The sequence below is a fragment of the Ruegeria sp. BG10 genome (genome assembly GCF_056538575.1).
On the sequence record NZ_JBQFTI010000004.1, the window covers coordinates 74,750 to 87,173 of the forward strand.

12 protein-coding genes are annotated in these 12,424 nt (G+C 56.4%); 1 reads left to right on the forward strand and 11 read right to left on the reverse strand.

Annotated elements, in window-relative coordinates; genetic code table 11:
• Positions 1-2: 2 nt before the first annotated feature.
• The 9 genes from ACR0D8_RS15595 to ACR0D8_RS15635 form a co-directional block, all read right to left on the reverse strand.
• The gene (locus ACR0D8_RS15595; protein WP_480647865.1) at positions 3-1,193 is read right to left on the reverse strand and encodes a Gfo/Idh/MocA family protein; all 1,191 of its coding nucleotides are present in this window, start codon (positions 1,191-1,193) and stop codon (positions 3-5) included.
• The gene (locus tag ACR0D8_RS15600) at positions 1,186-1,860 is read right to left on the reverse strand and encodes a hypothetical protein (protein ID WP_480647866.1); all 675 of its coding nucleotides are present in this window, start codon (positions 1,858-1,860) and stop codon (positions 1,186-1,188) included. Before ACR0D8_RS15600 ends, ACR0D8_RS15595 begins: the two co-directional genes overlap by 8 nt.
• Positions 1,850-3,037, reverse strand: coding sequence for a Gfo/Idh/MocA family protein (locus tag ACR0D8_RS15605; RefSeq protein ID WP_480647868.1), 1,188 nt, complete (start codon positions 3,035-3,037; stop codon positions 1,850-1,852). The genes ACR0D8_RS15600 and ACR0D8_RS15605 overlap by 11 nt, the downstream gene beginning before the upstream one ends.
• Positions 3,027-3,854 carry a citryl-CoA lyase gene (locus ACR0D8_RS15610; RefSeq protein ID WP_480647870.1) on the reverse strand — a complete coding sequence of 276 codons (828 nt, stop codon included), beginning with the start codon at positions 3,852-3,854 and terminating at the stop codon, positions 3,027-3,029. The genes ACR0D8_RS15605 and ACR0D8_RS15610 overlap by 11 nt, the downstream gene beginning before the upstream one ends.
• Positions 3,851-5,743: a bifunctional sugar phosphate isomerase/epimerase/4-hydroxyphenylpyruvate dioxygenase family protein gene (locus ACR0D8_RS15615; RefSeq protein WP_480647872.1), complete on the reverse strand. Its 1,893-nt coding sequence runs from the start codon at positions 5,741-5,743 to the stop codon at positions 3,851-3,853. Before ACR0D8_RS15615 ends, ACR0D8_RS15610 begins: the two co-directional genes overlap by 4 nt.
• On the reverse strand, positions 5,743-7,038 hold the full coding sequence (locus ACR0D8_RS15620) for a TRAP transporter large permease (RefSeq protein ID WP_170328647.1): 1,296 nt from the start codon (positions 7,036-7,038) through the stop codon (positions 5,743-5,745). Before ACR0D8_RS15620 ends, ACR0D8_RS15615 begins: the two co-directional genes overlap by 1 nt.
• Entirely contained in the window at positions 7,035-7,610 is a 576-nt protein-coding gene (locus ACR0D8_RS15625; RefSeq protein ID WP_480647874.1) for a TRAP transporter small permease, read from the reverse strand. The genes ACR0D8_RS15620 and ACR0D8_RS15625 overlap by 4 nt, the downstream gene beginning before the upstream one ends.
• A gap of 30 nt (positions 7,611-7,640) precedes the next feature.
• Positions 7,641-8,651, reverse strand: a complete 1,011-nt coding sequence (gene dctP, locus ACR0D8_RS15630; protein ID WP_475158323.1) for a TRAP transporter substrate-binding protein DctP — start codon at positions 8,649-8,651, stop codon at positions 7,641-7,643.
• Positions 8,652-8,739: 88 nt separating this feature from the next.
• Positions 8,740-9,831, reverse strand: coding sequence for a Gfo/Idh/MocA family protein (locus tag ACR0D8_RS15635; RefSeq protein ID WP_480647876.1), 1,092 nt, complete (start codon positions 9,829-9,831; stop codon positions 8,740-8,742).
• A gap of 208 nt (positions 9,832-10,039) precedes the next feature.
• On the opposite strand from ACR0D8_RS15635, the gene ACR0D8_RS15640 reads away from it, so the two are divergent.
• Positions 10,040-10,693, forward strand: coding sequence for a GntR family transcriptional regulator (locus ACR0D8_RS15640; RefSeq protein WP_475158319.1), 654 nt, complete (start codon positions 10,040-10,042; stop codon positions 10,691-10,693).
• 357 nt (positions 10,694-11,050) lie between these two features.
• Here ACR0D8_RS15640 and ACR0D8_RS15645 read toward each other — a convergent pair whose 3' ends face one another.
• Positions 11,051-11,929, reverse strand: a complete 879-nt coding sequence (locus tag ACR0D8_RS15645) for a M23 family metallopeptidase (protein WP_480647879.1) — start codon at positions 11,927-11,929, stop codon at positions 11,051-11,053.
• Between the two features lie 88 nt (positions 11,930-12,017).
• Positions 12,018-12,356, reverse strand: coding sequence for an STAS domain-containing protein (locus ACR0D8_RS15650; RefSeq protein ID WP_475157939.1), 339 nt, complete (start codon positions 12,354-12,356; stop codon positions 12,018-12,020).
• Between the last annotated feature and the right edge of the window lie 68 nt (positions 12,357-12,424).

The following is a 12,424-nucleotide window of genomic DNA, read 5'->3' on the forward strand; positions in this document are numbered from 1 at the left end:
TTTTAAATTGTGACCCAATCACCTGCGGACTGGTGAGAGCGCACGGAGGCATCAATGAAACGCACGCCGTCTGCACCTTGATCGACACTGGGATAGGAAAGCCAATCGGGCGGGGCCACTACACCATCCCGGCGGGCAGCCACCCCCATCGCAAATTCAGTATATAAGTTGGCCCAGGCTTCGATAATCCCCTCTGGGAAACCCCGCGCGGTACGGATCAGTCGTTCTGCACTGGGGCCGATGCCATGCCCGTTACCTCGGCTGATGATACGATCCGGTTCACCAAACCGATTGAACTTCAGCTGCTCGGACTTCTCCAAATCCCACTCGAGACCTCCTTCGCTCCCGAATATGCGCAACCGCAACCCGCCCCGGTTTCCGGGGGCAAGACGCGTTGCCATCAGGGTTCCCGGAACCTCGTTTTGATAGCGGGTGAACATGAATACCGTGTCTTCCAAAGGCTTTGGCGCGCCGCAAACATGGAACTCGGCCCTCAGGTCGGTCATCGGCAAGCCCGAGACAAAACTTGCGAGATGCGCGGCATGGGTGCCGATATCGCCGACACAGCTGGTCGGGCCAGAAATCATTGGGTCCAGCCGCCACTTTACATGAGGCGCATCAGCCACATCTTCGGGCGTCATCCAGTCTTGCATGAACTCGACATGGACTTGGTTGATTTTACCGATGCCGCCTTCCGCCACGATTTGTTTAGCCTGACGGATTACTGGAAAACACGACATCGCATAGCCGACAGCAAAGATGTGTCCCGTGCGCGCCGTAATCTCCTCAAGCCCCTCTGCCTCGGCAACTTCGTTGGTCAGGGGCTTGTCGCACAGTACATCAATGCCTGCCTCCAGAAACGCTTTGGAAGCTTCAAAATGAACGTGGTTCGGGGTAGTGATCATAACGGCATCTACGCCATCCGGGCGTGCCGCCTCGGCCTGTGCCATCTCCTCGAACGACGCGTAGCACCGGTCGGTCGGCAGGAACCACTCGGCACCGCGCGCCTTGCTTTTCGCGGCGTCAGAACTGAGCGATCCTGCGGTGACCTCCCACCGGTCGGTCATCCGCGCGGCCGTTGCCTGCGTGACAGAGATACGTCCGCCGCCAACAACGCCCAGCCGCAAACGGCGAGACAACCGGGGGAAAGGTCCGTCAAAGTTCAGATTTTCGGGTAAAAGTCTCTCAGCCATTCTGAACCTCCATGTCCGGGGCCCGTACGCCCTCGGGTAATATTTCCACCGCCATGAAGATGCTGGGGGTAATCGTCTCGTATTGATGCCAGGGATAGTTGCCTTTGGCGTCATACATCGGCTTGTGCGTCGCGCCCGGGGCCATGAATTCTTCGAGATAAAGGGTTTCAACGTCCCGTTCGCGGCATTGCTGCATTTTGCCAAAGCCAACGATTTGCGTATGCACTTCGCGGAACCCCGGCACCGGGCAGAATGGATGATCCTTATGCAACCCGACATTCAGTGGGACCGAGCCGGAATGGTACATGGTCAGTCCGACGTTACCCACGAAGACCTTTGGCGACATGTAGTGGCTGACACCGCGCAGACGCTCCTCTTGGCGAACATCAAAAGCAGATGGCCATGCATCTTTCACCCATGCGAACAGCGCATTGTTATCGGCGTGGGCGTCGAAGCCATGGACAATGACCGCCCGTTCCACGTTTTGGACGGTGCTGTTCTGTACGATCACCGACGAAAGCGGTGCAACGGTCTGATCCTCGACAGAGAGATTTCGCCCCCCAAGGTTAAGGACGATGGCGCGACCCTCGATAGAAATTCTGCGCTCGTCAGTTATGTGCTGGACGCGAAAGAATGGCTGAGCAAAGTCGAGTGTCTCAATCGGCATGAACCAATTCCTTCCGCTCATCGTTAAGGAAATCGACCGGCAAAGGCTCCGGAGCCGCGCAGCGGCTTTCTATCGTCTGATAGGCGCCAAATTTCGGTGCCCGTTCGATCGCGTCCATGACCTCGAAAACGTGGTAGGCAAGCGCTCCACTTGCACGCGGTTGGCGTCCTTCTTGTGCCGCCAGAGCCAGATCCAAAAGGCCGAGCCCGCGGCTGTCTTCATTGAACCCGTGTTTGTTTTCGATCACCTGCCAGTCTTCGCGACCGGCTGGACGAGGTTGATGGGACCAGCGCGAGGTGTCCCGCGTTTTCAACCAGACATCCCCTTGAAAGATATTGGCACCATGAACCGGGTCAGGATCAGGAATGCTGATGGTGCCGTTTTCACCGTAGATTTCGAACCGCGGAGTTTCGCTGTCCCAGACGTCGAAGCTCATGGTCATCGACCCTATAGCTCCGGAAGAGAACTGCAGCAGGCTTAGGGAGTGCGTGTCGACCTCGACATCCATCCATTCGCCGTTGCGAGGGCCGTTTTCGATCATCCTTTTGTCGAACGTGCGCCGAGCCATTCCGGCGACCCGGTCAACGGGACCAAGGCAGCAGATCATGGCGGTCAGGTAGTACGGCCCAAGGTCCAGCAATGGCCCACCACCCGCCTTATAGTAGAAATCCGGGTTGGGATGGTGGCGCTCCGTCCCGTGGGTCCCGACATGGGCAAAAACCCCTGTTGGCTTCCCGATAGCGCCTTCATCGATCAAACGCCGAACGGTCTGCCAACGACCGCCCAGAAACGTGTCAGGCGCACAACCGACCAGCAGCCCCTTTTCGGAGGCTGTGTGCAGGATCGTCTTTCCATCTGTTCGATTCATGACCAGTGGCTTTTCGGAATAGACGTGCTTGCCCGCCTCCAAAGCGCGCAGGCTGATCTCGGCATGGGCGGCTGGAATTGTCAGGTTCAGAACGCATTCAATCGTCGGATCTTCAAATACATCATCTGGCGTGCAGGCCTTGGCGATGCCGTATTGATCCGCCTTGACGCGGCTTTCCGAAGGATCAAGGCTTGCGCAGGCCACGACCTCGACGTTTGAGAATTTGGATAGTGTTTTTAGATAGATATCGCTGATACGACCACAGCCGATAAGGCCGACCCGGAAGGATTTCGATGTTTCACGTGTCATCATTCCTGTCTTCGTAGAGGGGTAAGTAGTTCGGGGGCATTGGCCCTTTGTTGCGGCCGCCCTGGCCCATCTGTTCCCAGGCGTGGGCGAGTATTCCAACCGAGCGGGACAGGCAGAATAGCCCCCGCGACAAGGGCGCTGGAAAGCCAAGTTCGCAGAAGATCACGGCTGTTGCGCCGTCGATATTCATGGCAATTGGCCGACCGCCGCGTTGACGACCGAGCGCGGCCTGAACCTCTTCTCCGATATCGGCAAACCGGCCAGAAACTGTACCTTCTGTCGCCGCATCACGAACAAGTTGCAACAATCGTGGTGCACGTGGATCAACGGGCTTATGAAAACGGTGGCCAAAGCCCGAGACGATCTTGCCGTAGGTCTCGCGCCAGCTGTCCAGACCGTCCTGAACAGCATTATTGAGCGATGCCCCAGCATCCATGCGTTCCGAGATATCAAAATAAAGCTCGGCGCATTGCTCCCCTGCCCCACCGTGTACGTCGCCCAGCATGTTCACCGCAGTAGCCATCGCATTATTGAGACCAACCCCGCAGGTGGCGGCCATACGCGCAGCCGCGATTGAGGGAGCCTGCGGACCGTGATCCACGCCTGCGACCAAAGCAGCCTCAAACAAACGCGCTTGCGCGTCGCTGGGCAGATCGCCCCGCACCATCAGCCAGATCATCTGCGGGAAAGATACGTTCCCGATCAGATCCTCTATGGCGTTGCCACGAAAAGCGATCTGGCCGGGCTTCATGTCGATGATGGAGGTGCGCCACCATTGGCGAACGGCGCGCTCATCGCTTGTCATCTGCGCAGTCATTGCATTTGCACCTCTTTCACCGTCTGGGTTTTGCTTTGCGCGGCAAGGCGAATGGGCGCGTTTCGCGCGCCATAACCGGCGTAACCAGTTCGGCGCTCAACAATTTCAAAGAAAAAGCCGTTGAAGATCGGGCGGCTGTAGATTTGAAAATACTCGGCACCCGCTGCCCGATCGTAGAGAATGTTACCCCGGCGCAGTTGGGCGATCAGATCGTCATCCAATCCGAAGGTCGCTTGCAGATCGGCGTAGTAGTTTTCCGAGATCGTCAAACTGGGAAAGCCTGATTTGCGCAACTGATCCGACGTTTCAAAAATATCGTCCGACTGGAAGGCGATGTGCTGAACACCGGCCCCAAACCCATCTTCAAGGAATGACGCTGCCAGTGTTCTACGCCCAACGGCCCCGTTCAGGTTCAGGCGCACTTCGCCTTCTGGACTTTCGATAGCCTGGCTTTGCACGACACCGGACGGGTCGGCGACGTTCACGATAGGAGATTTTGCCATCTCAAAAGTCGAAATGTAGTAGAGCAGCCAGCTTTGCATCTCATCGTGACGCATCGTCTGTGCCAGATGGTCGATTCGGCGCAGACCGGCGGGCTGGGTCGCTTTGGTTTTTGCGACTGGCTCGAACTCGATGTCCCAGACCCGATGCAGATCGGACTTCTCATCGATGAAATGGACGACGTTGCCGCCGACACCTCGGATGGCCGGGATGTCCAACTCCCCGGTCCCTACCGGCTGTGAGAAATCCGGCGCGCCCAACGCGGTCGCCCGCTGAACCGTCTGATCCGCATCTTTGACACGCAATCCCATGTCACAAACGGAGGGGCCGTGACCGAGGAACGCCGAATGGGCAAAACCTTCCTTTTCGGTATTCACAACGATGTTAATAGCGCCCTGCCGCCACAACTCGACGGACTTGCTCACATGCTTTCGCTCCATTCGAAAACTCATTGCTGACAGCATGTCTGCCAGCTGCGCACCGCTTGTTTCGTCGGCTGTAAATTCGACGAACTCAAAGCCCGACGCATAGACGCGTTCGGGCAGGTCCGGGATGCCGAAATCGGTTCCCGGCTCGGTCCGGGATACCTCATCCAGGAGGTTCACCAGTGACCTATAGCTGTCTCGGGCCAGCGTTCGGCCACCGGGTTGAGGAGCTGCTTCGTTGACGCGCGCAATGGACCAAGGCCCCTTGTACCCGGCGCGGGATAACACCCGCACGAAGCCCGCAAGGTTCAGCGACCCAAGCCCCGGCAGAAGCCCGAAGTGCCGTTTGAGACGACGTATGTCCATCTCAAGCCGGGGTGCATCGGACAGTTGCACATGGAACAGCTGCTCTCCGGGAATGTCCCGAAGGCGGGCGGGTTTGGACCCGTCTGCAAGCGAGAAGAATGAATTCAAAGCCAACCCCAGATGAGGGCTGTTGACAGCTTCAACGACACCTAACGCCTGTTCATCCGAGTGAATAAGATCTGACCATGGCAAGCCCATATAGGCCAGACGCAATCCCATCTCTTTCGCGATCTGGGCCGCCTCGCTAAGGTCCGCGATTACCTGTTCTTCGGTCGCAGCGGCATCGACCTCGAACGCGGACCCAATGAGCAGCAATTCCGTTCCTAGTTCGCTCATCAGGTCGAGTTTGCGTTTCAGCCGATCAAAGGCGCGCTCCCGTCCACCGCCGGACTGGCCTTCAAGGTTATGGAAGGGTTGCAGCAGGCAAATCTTAAGGCCGAGATCTGATGCAAGGTTCCGAATTTGCGATGGCGGCCCGTCAAAAGCGGTCAAATCCGGTTCGTGTAATTCGACCCCCACGAATCCCGCTTCGGCGATAGCACTCAGTTTTTCGGCCAGATCGCCGGGGATCGACGTTGTCGAAATCGAGAGACACATTATCCCTGATATCCAAACATACGCGGCAACCACAGGACCAGATCCGGCATCAGCATCATGATCACCAGGGCGAAGATGAGAACCGCGAGGAAGGCCCAGATTTCCGAGATGATTTCGCGCAGCGGAATGTCGGTCACGGCGTTGATCACAAAGAGCAGAATGCCATAGGGCGGCGTGATCAGGCCGATCATCGAGTTCACGACGACCAATACTCCGAAATGCACCAGATCAATCCCAAGCGCTTCGCAGGTTGGAATGAACAGGGGCACGATCACCAGAATGATCGTCGTTGCGTCCAATACGCATCCCAGCGCGAGGATCAGCAGGTTTACGAGGATCAGGAAGACGATTGGGCTGACATCCGACCCTTCGAGCAGCGCTGAGATCGACTGTGGGATTTGTTCCTGAATGACGATGAAGTTCAGAATGAACGCGCCACCAATGACCACCCCGACGGCCGCGGAAGAGCGCGCACTGTCGACGAACACTTGATAAAGGCCACGGAAGGTCAGCGCGCGGTAGAACAGCGCTGCCAGTAGCAGGGCGTAGAATGCAGCCACGGCTGCAGCCTCAGTCGGAGTAGTGACGCCGCCATATATGCCGTACAGTAGGATTGCGGGCATCAGCAGTGCCGGAAACGCGTTGGCGGTTTTAGCCGGCAACTCGCGCAACGGAACAGGTTCTTCCAATGCAAAGTTCCGCTTTCCGGCCAAATAGTAGTTCATCGCCATGAGGACGACGCCCATGATCAGGCCCGGCAGAATACCGGCCAGGAACAGCGACCCGATAGAGGCCTTGGAAACGAGCGCGTACAACACCATCGGGATCGAGGGCGGAATGATCGGGCCGATCGTCGCCGACGCCGCGGTAATCGCAGCCGCATAACCTCGGCTGTAGCGGCCATCCTTGGTCATCATCTCAATGATGATCTTGCCGATCCCGGCAGCATCCGCGACAGCCGAGCCGGACATCCCCGAGAAGATCAGAGACGCCACCACGTTGACGTGCCCGAGGCCGCCCTTGAATCGCCCGACAGCAGCGACGCAGAAGTTCAGCAGCCGGTCGGTGATCGACCCCGCGTTCATGATATTGGCGGCGACGATGAACAAAGGCACGGCAAGCAGGATCGTGCTTTTGTAGAAGCCTTGCAGGATCTTCTCGCCCGCGAGGGCGACGTCCAGTCCGGCCGTGCCCAGGTACACTAATGAGGCCAAGAGGATGGAATAGCCGATAGGGGTCCCGATGCCTGCCAGAAGAAAGAGAGCGAGCAGGCAGGAAAGAAGTTCAAAACTCATTTGCTTGCGTCCTCGTCGTCTTCACCGTCAACCCGGGGGTGATCGTCAACCACGTTGTACCCAACGACCAGTTCCAGCTCGGTCTTTGGCGGTCCGTTGCGCAGGATATCGAAAAACAGCCAGCCATAGCGTGCGGCCACAACCAGCATGAAGACCGCATAAATCGAAAACACGGTCCGCAGGGGAACCTTCTCGCCCGAGAACGGGTTTCGCATGGTCGCGGTTTTGCGGATTTTCATCCAGTCGATGTAGTCCCATGTCGGCAGGAAGCTGTAGAGCATCCCCACCACGATGGCGGCTGCCGCGATCATGGCAAAGACCTGACGCACGCGCATCGGCACCGAAAGGTAGATGATGTCAAACTTCACATGGTCCCGTTCGCGCACGATGAAGGCGCAGCTGAAGAAGATCACCCAGACCCAAAGAATGCCGATGAGTTCCAGTGTCCAGCCAGCGGGTGTAAAGAAGTATCGCAGAAGAATTTGCAGAAGGAAGATCAGGAAGATTGCCGCCAGCATCCCGCCGGCAATCGCTTCGGTCAGTCGGGAGAACCCCTTTATGAAGCCTTTCATTGTGGTTCTCCCTCCCTTGTGTAGATGAGCTTAGTTGCCCAGAGCGTTGATCTGTTCCAGGACACCGTCGGGCCATGCTCCGGCGAATTCGCTTTCCAGATACATCGATTGCACCTGATCGCGGAACGCCGCGAGGTCGGGCTCATAGACCTCCATGCCCTGCTCCTTGAGGAAGCTGACAAGGTCCTCTTCTTTCTGAAGCTGCTTCTGGCGGCCAGCTTCAGCGGCTGCGTCGGCAGCTTCCTGAACCTTGGCCTGCTGTTCCGGTGTCAGGCCGTCCCAGACCTCTTTGCCGATTGCGATGTAGTTCAGGTCAACCAGATGAGACGTCAAAACGATCTGGTTGGTCACTTCGTAGAACTTCGCGTCCACAACGGTCGGCAGCGGGTTGTCCTGACCGTCTACGGCCCCGGTCGAAAGCGCGGTATAAACTTCCGAGAACGCCATTGGTGTCGGGGCGGCACCCAGAGCTTTGCCAAGGAACTGCCACGCATCTGTGCCCGGCATCCGCAGGTTCACACCTTCCAGATCGGCTGGTGTTGAGACGGTCAGCTCATCCTTGGGCTGACGCAGGTTCACCTGACGACGACCCAGGTACATGACCGACAACAATTTGACGCCCAACTCTTCTTCGGCCTTCTGCTTAAAGGCATCCATCAAGGGATCGTTGAAGACAGCCACCTGATGCGCCGCGTCCTGGTGGACATAGCCTGCGGTAAAGATCGAAAACTCGGGGAAGAACTGTGCCAGTTCCTGCGCCGAGGTGATCGACATTTCCAGGTTACCCCGGCTGATGGCGTCCAGCTCGGTGCCTTGGGCGAAGATGGTTCCATTATAGCTGGGCTCGTAGCTTGCGAAATCAGCGACCATGGGCGCGAAAACCTCGGCCATAGCGACCGAGCGCTGGTCGGTCTCCGATCCTGATGTTGCGAGGCGAAGTTGCACTTTGTCTTCCGCCAGTGCGCCGCTTGTTGCACTGAACAGAACACCGGTTGCGACCAAGGCTGATACAGCAGCCCGGCGGGTAAGTTTGGTAATCACTTTGCTCCTCCCTGAGACATCATGATGCATTTTTCCGATTCTGAGTTTTGCCCTATTTTGGACATTTTGCAAGATTTTTTGCAAAATATCAGATATTTTTTAATACCTGCAGTCTCTGTTGTTGTATTTCAAGAAGACTTCTTACTCTGACAGTCTCGCCAGTCCTGCAGGAATTCTGAATAGCTTCAATGACTTGAAGTGTTCTGAAGCCTTCCCAGCCGGACACAATCGGATCTGCTTCGTGCCGAGCAACTTTGACAAAGTGCCTGAGTTGATTGACCAGTGGGTCAGAGGAACCCTTCTTCAGCGCGGTTGACGAGATTGGAATCCACCAATCCCTTTGCTCACTCTGATAGCTCCACAGTCGAAGATCGGGGACGGACAACGACCCATGAGAGCCACCTATCATATAGCTACTCTCAGTGGTCGACGGATAGATTGGATATTCCTGAGACGTCATCTCCCAACTCCACGGAGCGACAATGCTGTCGGACACACTGATGGTCCCAATCGCTCCGCTTTCAAACGTCAACAGCGCGCCCGCGACATCTTCGTTGTCATAACCGCGTTGCGATGCAGCCGACTGCGCCTGTACGGTCACGACCTCTCCGGCCAGATACCGCAGAAGATCCACATCATGGACAAGATTGACCGAAATGGGTCCTGCCCCGGATTTCTTTCGCCACGGCGCAGCATCAAAATATTCGTCGGGCTTATAGAACCAGCAATTCGCGTGGACAGCGCGCACATCTCCAATCTTCCCATCGACGATGGCTTCCTTAGCTGACTTGATCAGAGGATTGTGCCGACGATGATGGCCGACCATCAGTGGCACATTGGCCCTCTCCGCTTCTTGGACAAGCTCCAGTGCAGCGGTGGCTTCCACGGCGATCGGTTTTTCGACGAGAACAGGACAACCATGTCGAATACATGTGAGGCCTTGTTCGAAATGAAGCGTCGTCGGGGTCGCAAGCACAGCTCCGTCCAGCGTTTGATTTGCAAACATTTCCTCGAGGGTCGCGTAGCATGCGACCCCGTGCTCAACGGCGTACGCACGGCCTTCGTCGCTGGGGTCGACCACCGTGACAAGGTCCACATGGCGCAACGCTCGGATAGCGTCTGCGTGGCGGCGTCCAACGAGGCCAATGCCGACAATGGCTATGCGAAAGTTCTTAGACACTTTGCTTCCTTCCGGAAGGTCCGGAAAATCCCGAAACCGATTATTGAGACTGGGCTGCATTGCCCAACTTGGCCGCGACCGTATTGGGGTTTTCGCGATTCCGCAATAATGTATGATATTTTTCTTTTTACCAGATTTCTGTTTGGATTGCTGGTGCCTGCAAAAAATGCTAATTGAAGGAAGAAACTGAGAATATCGGGTGAAACGCATGGCGAAACAGCCGTCCACGATAGGTGCAAGCACCTATCAGCGCATCAAGCGGGATATCATCTTCGGAGAGTTACAGCCCGGTTCCAAACTGAAGCTGGACGCCTTGAAGGAACGCTACTCAGCAAGCCTTTCGACCCTGCGTGAAACGCTGAACAGGCTCGCCAGCGACGGATTTGTCGAAGCTCCCGAGCAACGGGGATTCCTGGTCACACCGGTCTCACCCGAGGATCTGACCGAGATAGCGGAACTGCGCGTCCTGTTGGAATGCCACGCATTGGAATTGTCGATTGCAAATGGCGATACGGATTGGGAAGGCAACCTCGTCGCTGCACATCACAAGCTGCACCTGATGGAACAGCAGCTTCTCAAGGGCGACGAGTCCGAGAAAGAGACCTGGAAAAGATATGATTGGGAGTTTCACCAAGCAATGATCGCCGCCTGCAACTCCAAGAACCTTCTGTCTCTGCACTCGATCATCTACGACAAGTACCTGCGGTATCAGATGCTCGTGCTGACCTATCGCGGCGAAGAAGCCGTCAAGGAGCACAAGGGCATGTTCGATGCCGCGCTGGCCAGAGACGCGGGTACGGCGAAGAGACTGTTGGAAGATCACATCCGAAACGGCCTCACCCACACGTTGGAGGCTATGTAGGCCATTTCCCCTTGCCGCAACTACGTGGCCTTCAATTTAGGGCAAATCGGTGAAGGCCAAACTCGTTAGATCGCAATCGCGAGGCAGGATGCCGCTACGACATTTGACCTTTCTGCTTACCCCTCTAAGATCGTGGAAACTTTATTTTACAGAGGGTTAATGTGTGGGGTTTGCGTCCAAGACGAACCTCTGCCACCAAAGCTCTCTAAAATTATCGGATACTTAATCAGACGTTTAGATTGCAGGCGATAAAGCCTGTCCAAATTTTGTGCGTTTTCTAAAAATTGTGAGTCAGACCGTTTCAAAGGATCTACCAATAAGGTTTGAACGTGACCCTCTGTTACTCGTGGGTTTGCGCTATTGTGGCTCGGAACCATAAACCGGAACCGTGAAAATACGGTTGCGCCGCAAAGCCCGGACACCCTGGAACCTGATCGGAATCGGCTCTCCGCTCAGAGGGTTGCCCGATCCGTCGGGCCGGTGCGCATGAATATGCAGATGCGGGTCCGAAGAGTTTCCCGAATTGCCAATTTCACCTACGAACTGCCCGATCCTGACAACCTCCCCCTCGACGACCGCAACGCTACCTTTGCGGAGATGCGCCAGACAGATCTCGACCCTGCCAGATTCCGGGTCGTCACACTGAATGCAGACATGGTTTCCCAAGGGGGCTTCTTGATCCGAATTTCCCAGCACCTGATCGTCTGCCCCGTCTCTTGCAGCGCTAACCAGCCCGTTAACCGGTGAGAGCAGCGGATGCCCGTGTATCCAGAAATCGTCCACGATTTGCGGCCAGAACTTACGCGTTTGCAGACCAAGCGGCCCAGCAGCGACGATGTCGACCCCGTAGGACTGGCCGCGCAGCTCCGGAACATGCAGGCATTTCAGGTGATGGTTCAAAAATCGGCTGGCGCCACCTTGCACCACCAGAAATCGGCCTCCGGATATCGGGCTGTGCAATTGCAATTCGGTCGCACTGGCAATGCGTTGGCGTGTCACAAGAACGCAAAATACACCCACTGTCAGACTGATCGACAGCCCCACAAATGCGTCGGACCATGGGCCTACCGGAATATCGGATCGCGCAAACACGGCGAAACCTATCGCGACCGCACTGATCAGCACGATCCACCTGTCCCAGGGTGGCGTGCGTGGCAGCATGATCTGGAAGAACAGGCAAAAAGCGGCAAAAGTCAGAACGCCGGAGAATTGCGCGACCAGGCTTGGTGCAAACACGATCTGAGCTGCCATCAACGGAGGAAGGACAGCGTTCGAAAGCGCTGCCAATAATGGGCGCGGGAAATACATCGCCGCGCAAATCCCCTTAGCTGCTGACTTGACCCACACCGTCTTCGAGGCTGTCGGCAATCGCCAGAATGCGATCAAACCCGCTCATTTTGAAGACGTTGCGAATGTTGTCATTCATCGCACAAAGGACCATTTGCACAGCGGTTCCCTTGACTTTTTTTGCGCCCATCAGGAACACCCTCAACCCGGCGCTGCTAACGAAATCGACGGCCGTCATGTCGACAAGCGTGGATGTTGCCGCCCCGTCGAGCTGAGCGATCAATGCTCCTTCGAACTGAGGGGCGGTTGAACTGTCGATACGGCCAGTAACAATCAGCTGTGCGTAGCCGTCGTGCTGGATGACATTAATCTCCATCGGTCGCTCCTATGTCGCCTAAGGGCTTTGTCTGCTCGTCTTGGTTGGCGCTAAACTGGCAGGCTAAC

Coding starts and splice junctions, on each gene's coding strand:
- ACR0D8_RS15595 (WP_480647865.1), bottom strand. CDS start 1,193: ATGGCTGAGAGACTTTTACCCGAAAATCTGAACTTTGACGGACCTTTC.
- ACR0D8_RS15600 (WP_480647866.1), bottom strand. CDS start 1,860: ATGCCGATTGAGACACTCGACTTTGCTCAGCCATTCTTTCGCGTCCAG.
- ACR0D8_RS15605 (WP_480647868.1), bottom strand. CDS start 3,037: ATGACACGTGAAACATCGAAATCCTTCCGGGTCGGCCTTATCGGCTGT.
- ACR0D8_RS15610 (WP_480647870.1), bottom strand. CDS start 3,854: ATGACTGCGCAGATGACAAGCGATGAGCGCGCCGTTCGCCAATGGTGG.
- ACR0D8_RS15615 (WP_480647872.1), bottom strand. CDS start 5,743: ATGTGTCTCTCGATTTCGACAACGTCGATCCCCGGCGATCTGGCCGAA.
- ACR0D8_RS15620 (WP_170328647.1), bottom strand. CDS start 7,038: ATGAGTTTTGAACTTCTTTCCTGCCTGCTCGCTCTCTTTCTTCTGGCA.
- ACR0D8_RS15625 (WP_480647874.1), bottom strand. CDS start 7,610: ATGAAAGGCTTCATAAAGGGGTTCTCCCGACTGACCGAAGCGATTGCC.
- ACR0D8_RS15640 (WP_475158319.1), top strand. CDS start 10,040: ATGGCGAAACAGCCGTCCACGATAGGTGCAAGCACCTATCAGCGCATC.
- ACR0D8_RS15650 (WP_475157939.1), bottom strand. CDS start 12,356: ATGGAGATTAATGTCATCCAGCACGACGGCTACGCACAGCTGATTGTT.